The organism is Vibrio sp. EJY3 (assembly GCF_000241385.1).
Classification (GTDB): domain Bacteria; phylum Pseudomonadota; class Gammaproteobacteria; order Enterobacterales; family Vibrionaceae; genus Vibrio; species Vibrio natriegens.
Map to the genome: position 1 here is coordinate 415,666 of NC_016614.1, position 22,246 is coordinate 437,911.

The 22,246-nt window shown below is 45.7% G+C and carries 18 protein-coding genes; 8 read left to right on the forward strand and 10 right to left on the reverse strand.

The genetic code is table 11. The features are described 5' to 3' along the window. Window positions 1-9 precede the first annotated feature (9 nt). Window positions 10-993, reverse strand: coding sequence for an OmpA family protein (locus VEJY3_RS17830; RefSeq protein ID WP_014233806.1), 984 nt, complete (start codon window positions 991-993; stop codon window positions 10-12). Between the two features lie 460 nt (window positions 994-1,453). On the opposite strand from VEJY3_RS17830, the gene aroG reads away from it, so the two are divergent. Continuing rightward, entirely contained in the window at window positions 1,454-2,506 is a 1,053-nt protein-coding gene (gene aroG / locus VEJY3_RS17835; protein ID WP_014233807.1) for a 3-deoxy-7-phosphoheptulonate synthase AroG, read from the forward strand. A 322-nt stretch (window positions 2,507-2,828) separates the two neighbouring features. Beyond that, window positions 2,829-4,397, forward strand: a complete 1,569-nt coding sequence (locus VEJY3_RS17840) for a PAS domain-containing methyl-accepting chemotaxis protein (RefSeq protein ID WP_014233808.1) — start codon at window positions 2,829-2,831, stop codon at window positions 4,395-4,397. Window positions 4,398-4,484: 87 nt separating this feature from the next. Here VEJY3_RS17840 and tkt read toward each other — a convergent pair whose 3' ends face one another. Continuing rightward, entirely contained in the window at window positions 4,485-6,476 is a 1,992-nt protein-coding gene (tkt, locus tag VEJY3_RS17845; protein ID WP_014233809.1) for a transketolase, read from the reverse strand. An 82-nt stretch (window positions 6,477-6,558) separates the two neighbouring features. Continuing rightward, window positions 6,559-7,509: a transaldolase gene (gene tal, locus VEJY3_RS17850; RefSeq protein ID WP_014233810.1), complete on the reverse strand. Its 951-nt coding sequence runs from the start codon at window positions 7,507-7,509 to the stop codon at window positions 6,559-6,561. A 465-nt stretch (window positions 7,510-7,974) separates the two neighbouring features. On the opposite strand from tal, the gene VEJY3_RS17855 reads away from it, so the two are divergent. From VEJY3_RS17855 to VEJY3_RS17865, 3 genes are all read left to right on the forward strand, one after another. After that, complete coding sequence (locus tag VEJY3_RS17855; RefSeq protein ID WP_014233811.1) at window positions 7,975-8,976, forward strand: sugar-binding transcriptional regulator; 1,002 nt, start codon at window positions 7,975-7,977, stop codon at window positions 8,974-8,976. Window positions 8,977-9,691: 715 nt separating this feature from the next. Beyond that, complete coding sequence (locus VEJY3_RS17860; protein WP_020334178.1) at window positions 9,692-10,621, forward strand: TAXI family TRAP transporter solute-binding subunit; 930 nt, start codon at window positions 9,692-9,694, stop codon at window positions 10,619-10,621. Between the two features lie 108 nt (window positions 10,622-10,729). After that, window positions 10,730-12,625 (forward strand): TRAP transporter fused permease subunit, encoded by a 1,896-nt coding sequence (locus VEJY3_RS17865; RefSeq protein WP_014233813.1) that lies wholly within the window; start codon window positions 10,730-10,732, stop codon window positions 12,623-12,625. A 104-nt stretch (window positions 12,626-12,729) separates the two neighbouring features. Here VEJY3_RS17865 and VEJY3_RS17870 read toward each other — a convergent pair whose 3' ends face one another. The 4 genes from VEJY3_RS17870 to moeA form a co-directional block, all read right to left on the reverse strand. After that, complete coding sequence (locus tag VEJY3_RS17870) at window positions 12,730-13,560, reverse strand: sulfurtransferase (RefSeq protein WP_014233814.1); 831 nt, start codon at window positions 13,558-13,560, stop codon at window positions 12,730-12,732. Window positions 13,561-13,603: 43 nt separating this feature from the next. Next, the gene (locus tag VEJY3_RS17875; RefSeq protein ID WP_237708193.1) at window positions 13,604-13,807 is read right to left on the reverse strand and encodes a hypothetical protein; all 204 of its coding nucleotides are present in this window, start codon (window positions 13,805-13,807) and stop codon (window positions 13,604-13,606) included. 244 nt (window positions 13,808-14,051) lie between these two features. Then, window positions 14,052-14,801 (reverse strand): molybdopterin-synthase adenylyltransferase MoeB, encoded by a 750-nt coding sequence (moeB, locus tag VEJY3_RS17880; RefSeq protein WP_014233816.1) that lies wholly within the window; start codon window positions 14,799-14,801, stop codon window positions 14,052-14,054. A 9-nt stretch (window positions 14,802-14,810) separates the two neighbouring features. Next, on the reverse strand, window positions 14,811-16,046 hold the full coding sequence (moeA, locus tag VEJY3_RS17885) for a molybdopterin molybdotransferase MoeA (RefSeq protein ID WP_014233817.1): 1,236 nt from the start codon (window positions 16,044-16,046) through the stop codon (window positions 14,811-14,813). Between the two features lie 278 nt (window positions 16,047-16,324). Here moeA and folE point away from each other — a divergent pair, with 278 nt between their 5' ends. Beyond that, complete coding sequence (gene folE, locus VEJY3_RS17890; protein WP_014233818.1) at window positions 16,325-16,978, forward strand: GTP cyclohydrolase I FolE; 654 nt, start codon at window positions 16,325-16,327, stop codon at window positions 16,976-16,978. A gap of 41 nt (window positions 16,979-17,019) precedes the next feature. Here the strand turns inward: folE and VEJY3_RS17895 are convergent, their stop codons facing one another. Next, window positions 17,020-17,985, reverse strand: coding sequence for a TDT family transporter (locus VEJY3_RS17895; RefSeq protein WP_020334184.1), 966 nt, complete (start codon window positions 17,983-17,985; stop codon window positions 17,020-17,022). Window positions 17,986-18,311: 326 nt separating this feature from the next. Beyond that, window positions 18,312-19,715, reverse strand: coding sequence for a H(+)/Cl(-) exchange transporter ClcA (gene clcA, locus VEJY3_RS17900; RefSeq protein ID WP_014233820.1), 1,404 nt, complete (start codon window positions 19,713-19,715; stop codon window positions 18,312-18,314). 596 nt (window positions 19,716-20,311) lie between these two features. Here clcA and VEJY3_RS17905 point away from each other — a divergent pair. Next, window positions 20,312-20,800: a hypothetical protein gene (locus VEJY3_RS17905; protein WP_237708194.1), complete on the forward strand. Its 489-nt coding sequence runs from the start codon at window positions 20,312-20,314 to the stop codon at window positions 20,798-20,800. Here VEJY3_RS17905 and VEJY3_RS17910 read toward each other — a convergent pair. Continuing rightward, window positions 20,787-21,212 carry a transcriptional regulator gene (locus VEJY3_RS17910; RefSeq protein WP_014233822.1) on the reverse strand — a complete coding sequence of 142 codons (426 nt, stop codon included), beginning with the start codon at window positions 21,210-21,212 and terminating at the stop codon, window positions 20,787-20,789. The genes VEJY3_RS17905 and VEJY3_RS17910 overlap by 14 nt on opposite strands. A 95-nt stretch (window positions 21,213-21,307) precedes the next feature. Here VEJY3_RS17910 and VEJY3_RS17915 point away from each other — a divergent pair, with 95 nt between their 5' ends. Beyond that, window positions 21,308-22,216 (forward strand): aldo/keto reductase family oxidoreductase, encoded by a 909-nt coding sequence (locus VEJY3_RS17915; protein ID WP_014233823.1) that lies wholly within the window; start codon window positions 21,308-21,310, stop codon window positions 22,214-22,216. Window positions 22,217-22,246: the final 30 nt, after the last annotated feature.

A 22,246-nucleotide genomic window follows, 5' to 3' on the forward strand; every position in this document is an offset into this window, starting at 1 on the left:
TCACTGAGCTTATGGTTGAACCATTTCGATTACTTCGTACTCGAATTCTGGAACCACAACTTCAACACGACGGTTTAGAGCGCGACCTTCTTTAGTGCTGTTGTCAGCTACTGGGTTTTCTTCACCCATGCCAGACACAGTCAGACGGCCTGCATCAATACCTGCTGCTGTTAGGTAATCAGCAACCGCTTGAGCACGACGCTCAGACAGTTTTTGGTTGTATGCTGCTGGACCTGAGCTATCAGTGTAACCTGTAATCTCTACGTTAGCTTGAGGGTATTCGTTCAAGTGTTCAACGAAGTTGTCAAGACGTCCAGTAGCTTCAGGTGTAAGTTTTGCACTATCAAACTCAAACGTACCTGAACCGTACTCTTCTTTGTGAGTTTTCATAACTGCAACTGGTTCTGGCTCTGGCTCTGGCTCAACTACGGCCGCGACTACAGGAGCAGCTGCGAATGTGTAGTTAACACCAACAGAGAAGAAGTTTGCGTCCATATCGTCCCATACGTCATCAGACATATCTTGGTAACGTTGGTACTCAGCGCGTAGGCTTAGGTTTCGGTTTAGAGCGTATTCAGCACCTAGCGAGCCTGTTGGAACGAAATCTTTTTCGTCACCAGACATCATGTAAGCACCACCGATCTTCGCAAACAAGTTAAAATCGTCTGAAAGAGGTAGGTTTAACTTAGGTGCAAGAGTCATTGCCCACAGGTCGCCATCGATAGTATCAGCGCCTGCAGCTGTCTTGAAGTTAGCTTCGTAGTTACCTAGGAAGTCTACACCGTATTCAAGATCAAAATATTCATTAAAGCCATAGCCAACGTGCATTCCGGCCGCGAATGCTTCATCATCACAAGGGCTGTTTAGATAGCAAGCATCATCGAGTGTACTCATGCCCACTTTGCCCCCGATATACATTTCAGCTTGCGCAGTGTTCAAAAGAGCGCTACCACCAGCTACCACCGCTGCTACTGCAATTGCTACTTTGTTCATAATGTTTCCTTGTATTGATTGCATATTAATTTATACGTCGTGTTATCAAAATTAAAGAAAAAACCAGTTATTATAGGAAATTAGTTTATTAGTTAATTCATTTCATATCAAGCAACAAAATATAAGAACTAGCTATACTTTTCTGTATTCAATACCTCACAAACTTCTGATATTTCTTACATTGTAGTAAAGATTTTTAAAGGTATAAGAAAATATATGATAATTTTGAACTTTTTTCCGTAAATAAAAATTTACACTGTGTTTGTTATTTAACACTGGTAGATTGTTTGCATTTATTTGCAAAAAGTGATTGAAAGTCTACGGCTAAGCCGATAAGTTACTTGCATCGAAAGTCAAAAATGAACCACAGCCCTTGTTGCTGCTTGCTTTATGAACAATATTGCAATGCTCTTAGTAAGCAAAAAGCTGGGTCATTAACAACAACCAGGATGTAGAAGTAATGTTTCAAACTGATGATGTAAGAATAAATAGAGTAAAAGAACTGTTGCCACCTGTTGCAGTTTTAGAGAAATTTCCAACCACTGAAACCGCTGCTTCAACTACTTTTGATTGTCGTAATGCTATTCATAACATCTTGGAAGGAAAAGACGACAGACTGCTTGTTATCGTGGGCCCATGTTCGATTCATGATCCGCAAGCTGCTGTTGAATACGGTAAAAAGCTGAAAGTACTTCGCGACGAGCTAGGTGAGCAGTTAGAAGTTGTGATGCGAGTCTACTTTGAAAAGCCACGTACGACCGTAGGTTGGAAAGGACTTATTAACGACCCGTACCTAAATGACACTTACAAACTGAACGATGGTCTGCGTATCGGACGTAAACTGCTTCTTGACCTCACTGATATGGGATTACCAACAGCCAGTGAATTCCTTGACATGATCACGCCTCAATACGTTGCTGATCTTATTAGCTGGGGCGCGATAGGTGCACGTACGACAGAATCACAGGTACACCGCGAATTAGCTTCAGGTTTGTCCTGTCCGGTTGGCTTTAAAAACGGTACTGACGGAAACATCAAGATTGCGACTGACGCAATTCGTTCGGCAAGTGCGTCTCACCACTTCTTATCAGTAACGAAATACGGTCACTCTGCGATTGTTGAAACCGCAGGTAACCCAGATTGTCACATTATTCTGCGCGGTGGTAAGGAACCAAACTACAGCGCGGCTCATGTTACCCAAATTAAAGATGAGCTAGATGCAGCAGGTCTGCCTAAGAAAGTGATGATCGACTTCAGCCACGCTAACAGCTCTAAGCAGTTCAAGCGTCAGATGCTGGTATCGGATGATGTATCAGAGCAGATTGCTGGTGGAGAAGATGCTATTTTTGGTGTGATGATTGAATCGCATCTGGTAGAAGGTCGCCAAGATCTTGTTGATGGTAAGGCTGCAACTTATGGTCAGTCTATCACTGATGCATGTATCGGCTGGGAAGACACTGAAGTTGTGTTACGTCAGCTTTCAGATGCAGTGAAAGCACGTCGCAATAAGTAACACTCCTTAACCTTATATACTTATAAAGAGCCAGAGGTCGATGCCTCTGGCTCTTTTTATTTTTTGCTGACAGACATACCAATCTGAAGCCACATGCAGTTTGGTTATTCCCGCGTAAAAACTGCTTAGCGCCTGTGTTCTATTAAAGGCTTGGCCAGTCCTTTGAGTGCATGCAATTGCGTAAATTTCTCTGTGTTTACTCTTAAGAAAAGTGAGGACTTGCCGTTAAAGAGTTACCCGTAGAGGGTCGTGAATCAAATACTTCGTAATAGCTCAACAAATTATTACCGAATGATAACTAAAAATGTGAGAAGCATTGTCTATGTCAGTCAATTCAAATAACAAAACTCAGGAGACTCTGGTCGGAGAGTTTGAGGAACTGGTATCAACTACGAATTTGAAAGGTGTTATCACTTACTGTAACGACGCATTTTGTCGTGTTGCAGAATATACAAATGAAGAGTTGATCGGCCAAAATCATAACATCGTGCGTCATAACGATATGCCAAAAGGGGCGTTTGGTGACATGTGGGCTCGTCTTAAGCAAGGTAAGGCGTGGCGTGGCATGGTCAAAAACAGTACTAAATCTGGTGGATATTATTGGGTTGATGCTTATGTCACGCCAATATATGAACATAATCAGGTCGTAGGCTACCAGTCTGTGCGTGTTAAGCCAAAACGTGAATGGGTTGATATTGCTGCTAAAGCTTATAAGAGTATGAAAGCGGCAGAGAAATCTGGTCGAACTTGGTCTTTAAAGATCAATGAATCGTTACGCTACGCTATTTTGCTTGGTGCTCTGAGCGCCCCAGCCGCTGCTTACGCTCTGTCTGCTGAAGGCCCTTTAGCTTGGATCGCCAGTCTCTTGCCCGCTGGTGTGTTAGCCCTGCTATTTCGCCAAGAATTGATTGATACTCCTCAACAACTTAAAAAATTACAAAAGCAGTACGACAGTGTTAGTAGGCTCATATACTCGGGTGATAGCGCGTTCTCTATAGCGGATTTCCATATCAAAATGCTGTCAGCTCGTATTCGAACCGTGCTGGGGCGTATGACAGACTCCGCTTTACCGTTACAAGAGTGCGCCGAAGATCTTAGCCAGACAACGGCTGAAGTGCATGATGCGCTCAATCAGCAAAATATCGATATTCATAGAGTTCGCGATGCCATGCAAGAGGTTGAAATCTCGGCAAACTCTGCTTCATCCACAACCAATGATGCACATCTATTGATTGATGACACGCTAAAATCGTGTTTGATGGCAAAAGAGACCATCATTCAGACGCACAGTAATTTGACTCAGTTAAGTTTACAAGCTGAGCAAGCCACTGAAACGACGTATAAATTAAGTGATCAGGCACAAAAAGTGAGTCACTTGATGGAAGAAATTGGTGGCATCGCTGATCAAACCAATTTGCTGGCATTAAATGCGGCAATTGAAGCAGCAAGAGCGGGTGAGCAAGGTCGTGGCTTTGCCGTAGTAGCGGATGAAGTAAGAGCACTTTCTGGCCGTACTTCTAATGCAACCGAACAAATACAGGCGTCCATCTCTACCATGTTGTCGACCATACATAGTTGGCAACAAGACATTTTGGCGAATAAAGAGCAGACGGATACGTGTTCTGAAGTTGCAAAACAAAGTACGGTACGTCTATCGGAAGTCGAACAGATGATGCAGACCATGAGCGGCTTAATGGTTGATGTGGCTCAGACCGCGGATAATCAGTTAAAACTGGCGAGTGATGTGAACTTGCATATTCAGTCTATTGCCTCGACGGCGGAGCAAAACCTGGCGGCGACTCATTCTGTGGAGAAAAACAGCCTGCAGCTAAAAGAGCAGGTCAAAGATTTCTATCAACTGGCGCTTCGATTTGAAGATAAGCCGTCGTAAGAATTCTCGTTTATTCAGATAATAAAAAGCCCCGCTGTATTAGCGGGGCTCTGTTTTTATAGCAATTGCTTGAAAGCTAATCTTTGATTAAGCAAGCAATTCTTTCGCTGTGTTTACTACGTTTTCTGTAGTGAAACCGAACATCTTGAACAGTTCGCCTGCTGGTGCAGATTCACCGAAGGTAGTCATACCGATGATCTTGCCGCCGAAGCCTACATACTTGTACCAGAAGTCTGCGATGCCCGCTTCGATAGCGATACGCGCTGTCACGTCTGATGGCAGTACTGCTTCACGGTAAGCTGCGTCTTGTTTGTCGAATGCATCTGTTGATGGCATTGAAACAACACGTACTTGCTTGCCTTCTGCAGTTAGTTGCGCTGCTGCTTCAACCGCTAGTTCAACTTCTGAACCTGTTGCGATAAGGATAAGCTCTGGCTTGCCTTCGCAATCTTTCAGGATGTAAGCACCTTTCGCGATGTCTGCAACTTGCTCTGCAGTACGCTCTTGTTGTGCTAGGTTCTGACGAGAGAAGATAAGTGCTGTTGGTGCATCTTTACGCTCGATAGCCAGTTTCCAAGCCACTGCTGATTCAACCTGGTCACATGGACGCCATGTGCTCATGTTTGGAGTCAGACGTAGAGAAGCCATTTGCTCAACAGGTTGGTGAGTCGGGCCATCTTCGCCAAGGCCGATAGAATCGTGCGTGTAAACCTGGATGTTCTGAACTTTCATCAGAGCAGCCATACGCATTGCGTTACGCGCGTATTCCATGAACATTAGGAACGTTGCACCGTAAGGAACGAAACCACCGTGTAGCGCGATACCGTTCATGATCGCTGTCATGCCAAACTCACGCACACCGTAGTGGATGTAGTTACCTGAGAAGTCATTCGCTTCAAGAGACTTAGAGCCAGACCACATAGTCAGGTTAGAAGGTGCAAGGTCAGCAGAGCCGCCCATGAATTCAGGTAGTAGAGCACCAAACGCTTCTAGCGCATTTTGCGATGCTTTACGTGACGCGATGTTTGCTGGGTTTGATTGAAGATCAGCAATGATTTGGTTCGCTTTCTCTTCCCACTCTGCAGGCAGTTCACCGTTTACGCGGCGTTTAAATTCAGCTGCCAGCTCAGGGTATGCTGCTTCATAAGCTGCAAATTTCTCGTCCCACGCTGCTTCCTTAGCTGCGCCTGTTTCTTTCGCTGACCATTCTGCGTAGATTTCCTGCGGAATTTCAAAAGGACCGTACTCCCAACCTAGTTCTTTACGTGTTGCTGCGATTTCTTCTGCACCTAGAGGCGCGCCGTGACAGTCGTGTGAGCCTGACTTGTTAGGAGAACCGAAACCGATGATAGTTTTAGTACAGATTAGTGTCGGACGAGGGTCTGCTTTAGCTGCGATAATTGCTGCGTTGATTGCTTCAGGATCGTGACCGTCTACCGCTGGGATTACGTGCCAGCCGTACGCTTCAAAACGCTTAGGTGTATCGTCAGAGAACCAGCCTTCAACGTGACCATCGATAGAGATGCCGTTGTCATCCCAGAATGCGATCAGTTTGCCAAGGCCTAGTGTGCCCGCCAAAGAACATGCTTCGTGCGAGATACCTTCCATCAGACAGCCGTCACCCATGAATGCATAAGTGAAGTGGTCAACGATGTCGTGGCCTTCTTTGTTGAACTGTGCAGCAAGTGCTTTTTCAGCCATTGCCATACCAACTGCGTTAGTAATGCCTTGACCTAGAGGACCTGTTGTTGTCTCGATACCTGGCGCGTAGCCGTACTCTGGGTGACCTGGAGTCTTAGAGTGAAGCTGACGGAAGTTTTTCAGATCGTCGATTGATAGCTCATAACCCGTTAGGTGTAGTAGAGAGTAAATCAACATTGAGCCGTGGCCGTTTGAAAGAACGAAACGGTCGCGGTCTGCCCATTCAGGGTTAGATGGGTTGTGGTTTAGGTGAGAGCGCCAAAGAACTTCAGCGATATCAGCCATACCCATAGGTGCACCTGGGTGGCCAGAGTTAGCTTGTTGAACACCATCCATGCTTAGTGCGCGGATTGCATTGGCAAGATGTTTACGATCCATAATAGTTACCGAATAAATTTAATTCTAGGAAAGGAAAATTAAGAGGGGAACGCAAACGTTCCCCTTTTGTGATTCTGTGTAATTACAGCTTCGCTGCGATCATGTCTTCAAGTTTACCTTGGTCAATCGCGAAGTTACGGATACCTTCCGCAAGCTTCTCTACTGCCATAGGGTCTTGGTTGTGATCCCATAGGAACTCTGAATGAGTCATTGGCGCTGGGCGCTCTTGAGTGCCTTTAGAGTCAACTAGCTTCTCAACCACTTCGCCTTCAGCCGCTTCTAGTTCAGCAAGTAGAGCTGGAGCGATAGTTAGACGGTCACAGCCTGCTAGTTCTAGGATTTCACCGATGTTACGGAAGCTTGCGCCCATTACTACTGTGTTGTAGCCGTACTCTTTGTAGTAGTTGTAGATCTTAGATACAGATAGTACGCCTGGATCTTCTGAAGCTTCGAAGTCACGACCTTCCTTCGCTTTGTACCAGTCCATGATACGACCTACGAATGGAGAGATTAGGAATACGCCAGCTTCAGCACATGCACGAGCCTGAGCGAATGAGAATAGAAGCGTTAGGTTACAGTTGATGCCTTCTTTCTCTAGGATTTCAGCAGCGCGGATACCTTCCCAAGTAGAAGCCAGTTTGATAAGGATACGGTCGTTAGCGATGCCAGCATCGTTGTACATTTTAACTAGCTGACGTGCTTTTGCTACGCTGCCTTCCATATCGTAAGAAAGACGTGCGTCAACTTCTGTAGAGATACGGCCAGGGATAGTTTTCAGGATTTCTTTACCGATGTTTACAGCAAGCATGTCACAAGTGTCTTGAACTTGTTGAGCTTTGTCGTCGCTCTGTGATTTTGCATACTCGATTGAAGCATCGATTAGAGGAGCGTACTCAGCAATTTGAGCGGCTTTCAGAATCAGAGAAGGGTTAGTTGTTGCGTCTTCTGGCTGGTATTTTTTGATTGCATCGATTTCACCAGTGTCAGCGACTACAGTCGTCAGTTTACGAAGTTGCTCTAATTTGTTGCTCATTCCGATCATCCTATTTCATTGGGCTCATACTTTGCTGTCAGTATGAAAAGTGCATTTGCAAGCGCGTTAGCCAGCGGAAGTAGAAATCTGTTCTGCTCACTAACTTTTAACTTTTCAGCGTTTGAACATTTGTTGTGAACATTTGCTCTAACTCTGAGTAAATGATGCCTCCATAATTATCTGATCTGTGCGAAAAGTCAATTGTTGATCTGGGGGGAAAGTGACATTCATCAATTATTTTTTCCCGCCTTGGCCCACTATTATCGAGATAAACGTTTGCCCATATAGCACATGGCTTATAAGGGCATTAGCGAAGCCCTATTTTAATCTGAGAATTTGTTTTTGTGATGAGCAAATGTTGAAGTGAAGGGCAGGTGTGACATATGCTACGCTCGTGAGCGCTTGTAATGGCGTTGAGTATTTGCTCGAGTGAAGGGCACAGATAAAATACAAATCAGGTTGAATATGAGTAAATCTATTAACGATGTATCTGATGAAAGTACCGATCTTCTGACTGAGATTTCGGTTGCTTACTACCAAGATGGGGCAACACAAGAAGAGATCTCGAAAAAGTTTGCTGTTTCCCGCGCGAAAGTGGGACGTATGCTAAAGCAAGCAAGAGATGAAGGCATCGTGGAGATCACAGTTAAATATCACCCGGTATTTAGCGCTAAGATTGAGCAAAGGCTGATCGAACGTTTTGGCGTGAAGCGCGCCTTGGTGGCTTTAGATCAGCCAAGCGAAGAGCAGCAAAGGTTACAAGTCGCTGGGCTGGTATCTAAATACATGGCGAGCACGCTACAAAATGGTACTGTAGTGACGGTGGGTCAGGGGCGCAATGTGTCTGCGGTCGCGCATCACGTAGGCGTTATCCCTCAAAGAGACGTTAAGTTTGTTTGTGGTATCGGCGGTATTCACCCACGTGGAGGCATGTTTAACGCTGACCATATTTGCCGTCAGTTCGCCAAAAGCTACGGCGGCACATCAGAAACGCTATATGCCCCAGCCTATGCAGAAAACCGGGAGCAGAAACTTGCTTTCATGCAAAACGCGACGGTTAAGCAGACTCTGGACCTCGCACGTAAAGCCGATGTGGCTCTGGTTGGAATCGGCGACATGAGTGAAAACAGCTACATGGTCGATCTCGGTTGGTTTACCGCAGAAGAAGTCGTGCAGTCGAGAATGATGCAAGGTGTCGTTGGAGATTTCGCGGGGTACGATTTTTTCGATATTAACGGCGTATCCGCAAAGACGGTGATGAGCGACCGTATTATCGGTCTTGGCATTGATGAATTCCGCTCCGTTTCTGAAGTGATTGCCATTGCTGCCGAGAACAGTAAACCTTTGGCATTACTCGGAGCTTTAAGAACGGGCGCGATTGACGTTATTGCCACTAGCGTGAGTAATGCATTAACGGTACTCAACCTAGATGAGCAAATGAACGGCAAAACAGTATCGGATATTTAGTACGAATAATGTGCAATTAATGCAATACGGTTGCGAGTGTTTAGAAATCACTCGCAGCCTGATTTCCTTCCTAAGTTTAAAGCATTAGTTTAGAGCATTCCTCGCGGCTCATTGGAACCCGATTAGCTCGGAGGAAGTCATGAATAAGACACTTTTCTATTCGCTGGTGATGATTTTATATTCACTTGAGCTATTTAAATAAACCGGTATTTACGGTTTGTTCTGGTGATCCGCTAAAATAATGATTTAACGATAATCTATTGATTTTAAATATGACTTGTTCAATTTTATCATCCTGGTTATCGTCTTTCTGATCACATAATTCTTGTTGCAGTGTGCATTTTTAATGATTGCAAATTGAAGCAAAGTATATAAATATTAGCCCGCACTCGCAGTTCTCCATGGTTGGAAGAAGAACAATTTTCATTGTTTTGTTGCGAATTCAGTCAGGTTAGTCGTCGTGTTCTCCCACGCATTCTGACTGCGATAAAGTACAGGGAAAGTTTCAATCCGTTTCTGAGTGGCACACAAATAGCGCACAAAGCTCTCATTTCATCTCATTCTCGTTTGCTATTTCTCCCTGAGCACACCATAACTTTATGAAGTATATCCAAATGACTTCAAGAAACAGGGTCAGAGCGTTGCCGTTTCTGCGACTCAAAGATCTCAAGGTTATTTGGCTATAACAATCAATCTAAAAGAACAAGGAGCATTTATGTACCAAGCACTAAGGAATGGGCTAGTGGCACTTGCTGTCGTATTTTCAGCATCAACGATGGCGGAAAATTACACTATTGGTACCGGTAGTCAAAGTGGTACTTATTACCCGCTAGGTGGCATGTTGGCTAAGATTTGGAGCGAGAACTTACCGGATTTTAATATGCGCGCAGAAGTGACTGCGGCCTCTGTTGAAAACACCATTAAAGTCTCTACCAATAAACAGCTTGCTGGTATTGCTCAAGGCAACGTAGTGCTGCAAGCGTATGAAGGCACGAAACCGTTCCCTCGTAAGATGGACGTTGCGGTGTTGTTTGCACTTTATCCAAATGCTGTGCAGTTCATTGTTCCAGCTAACTCAGACATTAAATCGGTTGCCGATCTAAAAGGTAAACGCGTTTCTCTTGGTGCGCCGGGCTCAGGTACTCGCGTTAGTGCAATCAATATCCTAAACACATTGGGTGTGACAGAAGATGACATCAAAGCTCAGTCTCTGAACTACACTGCGACTACTAGTGCTATCGCGAACAACCAGATTGATGCTGGTGTCATCGTTGGTAGTGTCGGTGTTGGTGCAATCACTGAACTGGCTCTTACTCGTGACATTCGTGTACTAAGTTTCAGCGATGAAGAGCTGAAGAAAATTGCGGCAGATTACCCTTCTTATCTAGAGCTTGACGTACCTGCAGATGCCTACAACAAAGTGCCTGCATTTAAGGTGCCAGCGGTTTGGAACGTTTTGGTTGTGAATAAAAACATGAGCGAAGATATGGCTTATGAACTGACAAAAACGACGTTTGAGCACATCGATGAGATTCGTCAGGTATTGGGCGTAACTAAGTTCACCACCATCGAAAATATGACCAAACTGGACGGTGTTCCTCTACACCCAGGTTCTGAGAAGTACTTTCAGGAACAAACCAAGTAATTCGTATTAAAGAAGTAAAACCAATCCACTTCGGCACTTGTCAGCTTTCAATTTGAACGCATGTTCAAGCGCTTAAGTGGATTGAGATAAAGTTACATGGAGTAAGTGATGAGTAAGATTCATCCGAGTAACCAGAAAATTACCGACGTGATACTTTCGATAGCCGCCGTTGCGGCTATCGCTTTATCTGTCTTTCAAGTTTGGCAGGGGATTGTCGCCAGCCTATCGGCGCCAGTATTTCGCCCAGTTCACGTCAGTTGGGTCTTAGCGATTGCTTTCTTGGTTTACCCGACCTTCAAGTCCCGACATTCTGTACCTGTTTACCTGACAGGACGAGTGATTGATTTTGTTCTCGTTGCGCTAACATGCTGGGCTTCGACCACTATTGCCATGTTTGACTACGATGACATCAGTTTCCTGCTTGATGGTTTAGGCTCGGTGGAACAAGCGGCGGGCGTTGTTTTAATCGTAATGCTGCTTGAAGCGACAAGGCGTACTGTCGGGCTGGTGATGGTAGTGATCGCAGCACTGTTTTTAGCCTATGCGATGTTTGGTGATGTGTTACCCGATAACGTCGCGAGCAAAGGGTTCTCTGTAGAAGAGATTGTTCGCTTCCACATCTATTCGACCAATGGCGTTTATGGTGCGCCGCTAGCGATTGCAGCTGGCGTGGTGTTCATGTTCGTTTTATTTGGCGCGTTTTTGCAGGTGACTGGTGCTGGTCAGTTTTTTATCGATATGGCATTTGCTCTGGCAGGTAAATATCGAGGTGGTCCGGCGAAAGCGAGTGTGGTTGCTTCTGCGGCTCTCGGCTCCATTTCTGGGTCAGCAATCGCAAACACCGTAACCACAGGTGCGTTAACCATACCGATGATGAAAAAGCTCGGTTATAAGCCAGAGCAAGCGGCGGGCATCGAAGCGGCTGCATCGACTGGTGGGCAGATCATGCCACCGGTAATGGGGGCGGGGGCGTTTGTCATGGCGCAGTTTACCGGTATCCCATACAGCGATATTTTATTGGTCTCTATCGCTCCGGCTATTTTGTACTTTGCCTGTACCTTGCTCTATGTGCACCTGATGGCTTGTAAGCTAGGTCTTCAGGGGATGACGGTAACTGAGCAGATTTCTAAAGTGTTGAAAGATGGCTGGCACTACTTACTGCCGCTTGTTCTGATCACCGCACTGCTAATGATGAGCTACTCTCCCGTGCTGGTCGGTGTTTTCGGGTGTGTGGCAATCCTGTTAGCGGCGATGACGCGTAAGCATAGTCGAATCAGTCTCAAACTGTTTATTGAAGGCTTGAGAGAAGGTGCGTTTCTGGCTATCCCTATTTCTGTCGCCTGTGCAACCGCTGGTATCGTGGTGGGTGTCGTTGGTCAGACGGGGATTGGCCTGCAGTTTACGCAGTTCCTGATCGCAATGTCGGGTGGTCACTTGTGGTCGGTATTAGCCTTGATTGCGGTTGCTGCCGTGGTTCTCGGAATGGGGTTACCTGTAACGGCGGCCTACATCGTTCTGTCAATTATGGCGGTTCCTGCCCTGATGGACTTTGGCCTAGGGGTACTAACCGCGCACATGATCGTCTTCTGGTTATCGCAAACTTCAAACGTGACGCCGCCAATTGCGCTGGCTGCATTTGCGGGGGCGGGGATTGCGAATGCATCACCAATGCGTTCTGCGGTGCAGGCATTTAAACTAGCTCAGGGCTTTTTCCTTATTCCGGCAATGATGGCCTTTTCTGGCCTGATCTGGATTGAAGGTGAACCGATGCACTTTGTGATTGGTGTGATTTCGACAATCAGCCTGTTTGTCGCCTTTGCGGGTGGTATCGAAGGGCGTCTGTTCTCGCCATTACAATACTGGCAACGTGGTGTTTTACTGGCGATGGCTTTAGGTGTGCTGTTTATGTCAGATATTTACCGATTGGTAGCGCTCGCTGTGATCGTCGTGATCTGTATGATCAACTATCGTCAGCCGGAAAAACCTGCTTCTCAGGCATCATGATGAGAAAGTAGTGATATTACTTGTATCTAAAAGAAGAAAAACCGCCGTCATTTGAGGGCGGTTTTTGTTTTCACTGTTATGCAGTTTCGTGACTTGTTTGTTTGCTAAATTTCAATTGGCAAGTGAAGGCTTGAACCCCACTCCGTCCACGAACCATCGTACACAGATACATTTCGCAGGCCTAATTGATGCGCGGCTAACAACAAAATGCAGGCAGTAACGCCTGAACCACAGCTGAATATAAGGCGTTGGTCATCTTGAATCGTAAGATCACTAAAAACTTGCTCTAATTCCGAAACGGGTTTGATGTGGCCATCCGTCATCAGCTCCTGAAATGGTAAACAGATTGAGGTTGGAATGCGTCCGCTGCGAAGGCCAGCACGTGGTTCCGGTACTTCGCCTAAAAAGCGCGCTTTAGAACGTGCATCAATGATATTTGCGCTTTGATTTTTTGAGTGTTCGAGTACGGTTTGCGCGTCTAAGAACGCTTCTTCAAACAGAGTCCCGGCAAATGTACCTAATTCAGAAGGTGCTGAGAGTGAATCTACGACAGGGAAGCCGCTGTCTATCCACGCAGGTAATCCGCCATTGAGGACTTTTACGTTATCGTGTCCCATCGCTTTAAACATCCACCATGCTCTAGGCGATGCAAGCGTTCCAGAGTTATCGTAGACGACGATAAGATCATCTTTATGCAGGCCAAGCTGTTGTGCGCTGGTATTAAATCCATCTTCAGTCGGCATCATATGTGGCAGCATGGAATCGGGTAGACAAAAGTCGTTGTCATAGTCAAAACGCAGTGAGCCAGGGATCCATTTATCGGTGATCTTCTTTCCCTCAGAAGGGATTTGGAAGCTAATGCTTGCGTCCAATATTTTCACATTGGGTTGGCCTAATAGGGCACTTAATTCCTTCGCGTCAATCAATGTTTGCATCGTTAAATCCTTATTATTAATACCCATATGATCTGGAGACACGCTAATCGCAACGAACAAATGAGAATGACTGTTCAATGGTTGTTTCTGTGGCTTGACTTAATGTTACCGTCGAACCGACAGGGCATACCACTGATGTTGGAACAGAAACGCGTTGTTGGCCAGTCTCGGGTGAGTTGATAGTCAGGTAGCGACGCTGACCATCTAAAGATTGTGATAGCGTGTTATTTATTACGGTTGCCGTCACGGTTCTCTCTGTGTTTGGAGCGCTTAACCAGAGAAGCAGTAAAACGGCAGTCAAGCTGATTAAAACCAAAATGTATTTTTGGGGATTGTCCAAGATTGAGTTCCGTATATTCAAACCTGAGTAATCTTACTGTTTTACAGGAAAATAAATGTCTGTTCAAAGTTGGATGCCGATTTACGCAAAAATCGCTTTCGTCCCATAGCAAAAAGCTCAACGATAGGTTGAGCTTTTGAATGTTATCTCGCTAATTACAAACCGGGCAGGTTGGCATTTTCATTAAATTCATCTCTCGCCAGGACATGCTTAGTGCGTCAAGTATAAGTATTTTGCCTTTTATTGGCCGACCGTAATTGGCGATCACTTTGATCGCTTCCATCGCTTGCACAGCGCCGACAATGCCAACCACTGGTGCCATTACCCCAGCCTCCACACAGCTTAAAGCATCACTGCCAAACAGGGCACTTAAGCATTGGTAACAGGGTTGTGCTGGATCATCGTACGTGAATACGCTTACCTGACCTTCCATACGGATCGCTGCACCGGAGATTAACGGCGTTTTCGTTGCGAAGCACAGGCGGTTAAGCTGGTTACGCGTCTCTACGTTATCCGATGCATCTACAACAAGCGTATGTTGTTCAATCAGGGTTTGCATTTCTGTATCATCAAGACGCTTGGCAATGGCATCAACGACTATATGAGGGTTAAGCTCTCGTAGCGCATCGCGCGCTGAATCAACCTTGTTACGACCGATATCGGCATCGTGATGCAGCACCTGACGCTGAAGGTTAGACAGCTCGACAATGTCATCATCAACTAATGTCAGCTTACCAACACCAGCAGTCGCAAGGTACTGACTTGACGCACAGCCCAGCCCGCCAGCACCAAGAATCAGGACTGAGCTCTGCTTAAGTGCTTCCTGCCCGTCAAAATCAAACTGACGCAGAATGATCTGGCGGTTGTAGCGCAGCATTTCTTGATCAGAAAGAATATCCACGGTGCAATCCTAGTAAAGTGTTGAGTTGAATAGTTGAATGTTTACCGTCTCACCGATTTCAACTCGGCCACGTTCGCGCTCAAGTACAACAAAGCAATTGGCTAAACTCATTGAGCGAAATGCACCAGAGCTTTGGTTTCCTGTTGTCTCTACAACGAACTTACCGTTTTCTAACGAATAAATCCCGCGCTGGTAATCTGCACGTCCGGGTACTTTCTTGAAAGCCGTCTTAGTGATCGCAGGGATGGATAATGGCTCTTTCCACTCTGTATGCCCGGCTAATTTAGCCAGCATTGGTTGAACCAAAACATACATCGTCATCATTGAAGACACCGGGTTGCCTGGAAGACCGCAGAACCAAGCTGTGGAAAGTTTGCCAAAAGCAAAAGGTTTACCCGGTTTAATCGCCAGTTTCCAGAAGCCGATTTCGCCCAGCTCTTCAAGAATATCTTTGGTGTAATCGGCTTCACCTACACTCACGCCACCCGATGTGACAACCACATCCGCCAGCGTTTGTGCTTGCTCAAATGTCGCTTTAAGAGTTTCTGGACAATCAGGGACGATGCCTAGGTCTACTGGTTCACAACCGAAATTTTCGATCAGAGGTTTAATACCGTAACGGTTGCTGTCGTAGATTTGACCCGCTTCAAGCGACTCACCTAATGGTTTTAGCTCGTCACCGGTAGAGAAAAAGGCCACTTTTGGTTTACGCACGACAGTCACATGACTCACACCTAAAGAGGCGATCATTGGAATATCGCGAGGTGTCAGGCGTGCGCCTTTGGCGAGTACGATATCACCTTGCTGGATGTCGTCACCAGTAGGACGGATGTTGTTCTGAGGCTCTACATCAGTTTGGTTAAACTGGATTCCAGAATCCGTTACTTCCGTGTTTTCTTGCATGATGACGGCATCACAGCCTTGCGGTATTTGTGCGCCCGTCATGATGCGAACACACGTGCCTTGCGGCCATTCGCCTTCAAATGGCTGGCCTGCAAATGACTTTCCGGCTAAAGGCAACGTTGATGACGCTTGCAGATCTTGAATACGGATTGCATAACCATCCATTGCGGAGTTGTCGAACGGAGGTACGTGAATTGGAGATAAAATGTCTTCGGCAAGTACATAACCCAATGCTTCAGCGAGTGGCAGAGACAGAGTCGTTTGGATTGGTTTGATTTGCGATAGCATCTTCTCCATCGCTTCTTCAATTGGCATCAAGCCAGGTGCGTCGCAGCAGCCCATTGAGATAGTCCTATATTCTTATGTTTTGAGGCAACTTTATCATAAAGTGACAAAGCCCACCGATAAAATATGGATGTAATTATTCAAAAATCCGAGTATCCTTGTCACCCATCCAAAAGGGGTAAAAAGTCCTCGTGGAGTCGAGAAAACCGCTCAGTCTATTTTTGTTATGTGTTTTGGATATAAATCACTAAACTGAGCGACCGAAGCGCAAACGGAATGAATCAACGAGAAATGTGTTTCAATCTGAGAGCGGCAGTTATGAAAGAGGAAGTGTAATGTCAGGTCTTAGCGAGTCAGCGAAGTTAGTAAAAGAAGCGCTAGAGCAACGTGGATTAGAAACGCCAATGCGTCCTAACAACGTAAGCCGTGAAGAGAAAAAGGAAAAGATCGAGTACCATATGCGTGAGATCTTAGGCCTCCTTCAGCTTGACCTTACGGATGATAGCCTAGAAGAAACACCGCATCGCATTGCAAAAATGTACGTGGACGAAATTTTCTCTGGTCTGGATTATTCGAACTTCCCGAAAATCACTGTTATCGAAAATAAGATGAACGTGAGTGAAATGGTTCGTGTGAAAGACATCACTGTGACCAGCACTTGTGAGCACCACCTTGTGACAATAGATGGTAAAGCCGCTGTAGCGTATATTCCTCGTGGCAAAATCATTGGCCTGTCGAAGATTAACCGAATTGTACGCTTCTTTGCTCAGCGTCCACAGGTTCAGGAACGTATGACACAGCAGATCCTTATCGCGTTACAAACGCTTCTTGAGTCTGACGATGTGGCTGTGACGATTGACGCGACGCACTACTGCGTGAAATCACGTGGTGTTATGGACGCAACCAGTGAAACAACGACCACTGCGTTGGGAGGCATCTTCAAGAGCAACCCAGCGACACGTGCCGAATTTCTGCACGGTTTACGATAAATCGAATTGAAGAAAAAAGGATGGCCGATGCCATCCTTTTTTTATGCTTGTTTGGAGCGGGATCTGACAATTTCTGGCCAGTACATTTTCACATAGCCTGCCGACACCCAAACGACCAATACCGTAGCAATACTCAGCTCTAAAAAGCCAAAGTCATGCAGCCAGTTCCATTGCGGGTGTGATTCTGCAAAAAATGTGGTTAATCGGTGCATGGCAATTGCACTGATAACCGACGGGAATGTGACCGCTGCTATAGACGGTTGGAACTTCAATCGCAGTAGTCGGAAATAACACAGGTAAATTAGCAAGGTCATTGTGATGGCGATACCCGCTAACGCTCCTGTGAGGATTGGGTCTGGCTCAGGGAAGTTCACTAAATAGGCTGCTAGTGACAAGTTCACAGGAGCCGCCATGATCGCCAGAGTAGGGCGCGCCTTTCTGGGTAACGACCCAAAGAAAACTAAGCGGTATAAAACCAAAGGCAACATAAAGAAATAAATGCCAATGCACATTAGCGCAACGGTTTCTGAGAACACGTTATGCCCGAATTGAGAGCCAGCGAGCGAGCTACTTATTATCCCCACAGGGTACAGAAACCAACTGGGAACAATATTCGACATTTTAAAGTTAGTGAGCTGAAAGCCGAAAAAGAGCACCATCATAGAAAAATGGAGCAAAAGCGCTAAAAACCACAATGGGTAAGCGATAATAGGTGACACTGAAGCAAGGTAATCTGTCAGGATCAGAAGTGCCATGCTCATCGGTGCCATTAAACTGCCGCTTAATGGATTACGAATATCGACGATGAATAAGCGAGGGCTAGTCGCATATTTGATCAGCACCGGAGCAAGTAATAGAGCGCCAAGTGACGAGAGAAATGGTCGAATCGGTTCACCGATAGCTGGAACGTAAAGCGCCCAGGCTTGACCTAAACCAATAATACCAAGTGCCAATGCTGCCTGAGAGGGAGGGACACTATAAAACTGTACAAGTCTTCTCCAGTTCAAATCTACTCCGAAATGATTCTATTCGTATAAAACGTTAATACCGACCTAGCTTTCTGAAAAGGTTTTACCTGAAAAAATATCTCAGTGTCTATTTTTTGCTCAGGTTAAACAAAGCCAAATGTCATGGAACAATTGCTCTATCAGGCGCGAATACTAGCAAGTTTTATTGGTAGTTACTCATAAAGGTATAGGGGAACGATCATAGAATGGCAATTTTGTGAGTTTGGTATCGAATATTTGGTAAAAGATGCAAAAGTAGCAGGTAATCGGCTCCAAACAACCCTTCCGGATAAAAGATTATTTGGAGCGAAAAGGGGACTAAACGCTTAAGATGCTTGATTTTCTGGTAGATCTTGTTGACGTAGCTTGTCATTTTTAAGCGTACGACGAAGTAACTGACTGTATATCGGTTGTCCGCCTAGTAACTGGGCAATAATTACTGCGCCCAGACAGGTAATGATGAGCGGTAAAATAAGGTAGTAGTTATTGGTCATCTCGATAACCAGCAGAATGCCTGTGATTGGAGCACGTACGGTTGCAGCAAATAAGGCGCCCATGCCTGCGATCGCAAACATGCCCGGTTCAATATCTAGGGCTGGTAGCAGCACTTCTGCACTGGCACCAAATGCATAACCAAATAAGGTACCTAAAGCGAGCATTGGTGCGAAAATACCGCCAGGTGCACCAGAGCCAAAACAAAGTAATGTTGTTACAACACGGCCAACAAACAGCAGAACTAACAGTGTGATGGAGTAGTTCCCGTTGGTTACGTCGGGGATGAGTGCGATGCCGCCACCCGTCAATTGTGGCACGTATAAAAGCAGTAAACCGAATACACCACCTAGAATCGATCCCGTAATAAGGTAACGCTTACGATCGTTTTTGTGGATAGCCACAAAGCTATCTTGAGCGATGGTGATGAGTTTATTGAAGATAACGCCGAATACACCAAACAAAGCCCCTAGTAGTAGGAACAGCCAAAGAGACTGTAATGCTGGTGGCTGATACTGAGGCATAGTGATCACCGCATCTTGGCCATTAATCGCCCGAAACACAATGTTGGCCATGATGGCGGAGATGATCACCGCACGAATGGAAATCAATGAATAGCGAAATTGAGGGCGCATCTCTTCAACGACAAACATGATGCCTGCTAACGGCGCGTTAAACGCCGCGGCCAAGCCACCGGCCGCGCCTGAAGCGAGCAGAGAGTGTCTTGTGTCGTCATCTTTTACGCGGAAAATATCTGTCACCATTCGACCGACAGCGCCACCCATTTGTACCGTTGGACCTTCACGGCCTAACACCATGCCTGATCCTAGCGCACCCATACCACCGAAAAACTTCACTGGTAGCACGCGCCACCAACGGACTGGACGAATATTGTCCATCGCGCCTTCTATTTCAGGGATGCCGGAACCTGCAGCCTCGGGAGCAAAACGGTGAACAAGGAAGTAGCCGACAAAAGCCAACATGGCGCTAATAAGTACGGCTGCCAGCCATAGCGGTAACATGCTACCAATTTCACTTTTTAGCCATTCGGTACGAGTTTCAGAAACGAGGTGGACGGCATGTTCGAAGTAAGTTCCGACAACGCCAGCAAGTATGCCTACGATAGCGGCCATTAACAAAACCGATATTGGTGTCGACCCTCGAGAGATAAACTGGTTAATCGCATCTTTCGGCACGTGCGCTAACACAGACTTCACAATTCTCTCTCTCTTGGTCATTAACGGTTTCTCCTGCTTCTGTTTGATGGGACGGAGGAAATTATACGCCCGGAAGAGTCTAGACCTAATCGGCAAAGTTGCAATTTAGCTTTCCACTATTGGTAGCTCAAAGATTCTGACTCTATAGTATTCGCAAATATTGTGCTATTGATCTCATATCTCACGTTGTTTTTTTACAGAGAAAGCTTGTTTTCTGAGAAAAATGAACCATGCTTTAAGTGTAAAGCAACATGACTGCTTCAGAAGGAGGGATGTGACGTTTTACTCACAATTTGGATGGATTCAAACCCTACGGTAATTCCTCGTTTTAAGTTTGGGATGCATCTGTAGACTTCCCGATTCGCACACTCACGATTGAGTAACGAGGTAGAGGCGCACTTGAAATGTGCGCCTTCTTAATGTCTGTCACCTTGAATTGTTAGAGTTTATTTGTTGCACCCTGCTTGATAATTTTTCATTCCACGTTAATGTTTTGCCAACTGTTGCTGCCTTGATAAAACCCAATGCGTTTCTTATCCCTTTTCTTAATTTCCTTTTGTAGTGCTTTATTGCCGCAGTCCACCTTGGCGATGGATAATCATTGGTGGCACAGCGTATTGTCTGATCAACCCTTGGGTCAGCTAAAAAGCACCATTCAAAAAGGTGGCCTTTGGTATCGGTGTGATACCGAATGGAACGATTCGGAACCGTCTGTTGATACGCTTTGTTTAGACGAATTTAGCTACTATCACCAGCATTTGTACGGTGAAGTTATTTTACGTCAGGAAACGGCTGAATTTGTTTTTTTGGCGCAATTCCAATGGCAGAGCTGGAATGACCTAATTCTTAACTTAAGAAAAGATGGCTTGGTAATAAAAAGTATCCATTTTGATGATCAAGAAATGGATGTGCTTAGCTCGCTGAAAAATAAGTCAGCAGACGATGTAGATAAAGAAGTCATCTTAATGATGAATCGTTACCCACCAGAAGCCAATCGGAGAATTCAGTGGGTAAGATCAAGTGAGTTTCAATCAGCGTCTCCAAGTTTGGCGGTGTCGCTGAATAGTGATGGTGACATGATCACGCTTCGAGTTACGCGCTTTTAGGCTCCTGCTGATTTTTGTTCTCATGATGTAATGAGAGAAACGTTGCCATCGCAGACTCATCTAAAAAGCCATCTGCTTTTTTATGTGAGCGCAGATATTGGTAACCAGCGATAAGTTTACGATGCATCTCTTGCTCATCTTCTGGCAGTGTTTCGTTCATCACGTGTTGAAAAGCGACTTTATACGCCTCCAAATCCACCACTTCAGCGCGGCGATAAAGGTACCCGCACCCTGTAGCCAACCACTCAAGAGAGCAGTTTGCTCGCATCGCAATTTGGTTCGCTTTTGTTAGGCTTGGTTCACTACCTTTTAAATATTTTCTAATCAAGGCTTCTGACACTTCAACACGGCGTGCAAACCCGCTGATGCTTTCTTCGCCAATTAAAGTCGATAATCGTTGGGCAAAAGACATATTTCGTACTCCAGTTCGAATTGCGAAAGTTTACCCGTTGAGACAGCGCGAAAACAAGACTAGGATGAAAGCAGATTAAATAAAGGAGAGAACCAATGGTTGCAAAAGTAGTGACTGCACCAAGTGGCCCAGAATTTTCAGAACTGGTTCAAGGATACTGGCGCGCTGTAGATTGGGGAATGACGGCTCAAGAGCGTTTGACCTTCCTTAAGCAACATGTGGAGCTAGGTATTACAACGGTTGATCACGCCGATATTTATGGTAACTACGAGTGTGAAGCACTGTTTGGCGAAGCGTTAAAGTTGGACAAAAGCGTTCGTGAACACATTCAGATCGTAACCAAGTGTGATATCAACTTATGTGGTGATAAAACGCCAGAGCGTAAAATCAACCATTACGACACGAGTTCTGCGCACATTTACCAATCGGTGAACAACTCACTTGAGCGTTTAAATGTAGACGAAATCGACGTTCTGCTTATTCACCGCCCAGACGTTTTGATGGACGCTGACGAAGTGGCAGAAGCATTTTCAGAGCTGCATAAAGTGGGTAAAGTGAAACACTTTGGTGTCTCAAACTTTACGCCGCGTCAGTTTGAGTTGTTGCAATCGCGTCTGGGCAAACCACTCGTGACAAACCAAGTGGAAATCAACCCACTAAACTTTGAGGTTGCGCACGATGGTACGTTGGATCAGATGCAAATGTTGCGCACTCGTCCAATGGCTTGGTCTTGCTTAGGTGGTGGCTCTATTTTCAGCGGCGATAGTGAACAGGCGGTTCGTGTACGTAATGAGCTAGAAGCCATTCGTGAGGAAGTCGGTGCGGCCAGTATTGATCAGGTGATTTACGCTTGGGTTCGTCGCCTGCCTTCTAATCCAATCCCAATTATTGGCTCTGGTAAGATTGAGCGCGTTCAAACGGCTGTTGATGCATTAAACATCGAGTTGACTCGTGAACAGTGGTATCGCGTTTGGGTTGCATCTAAAGGACACGGTGTGCCATAGAGCGCCCTCACAGCATCAATAATTGTATTA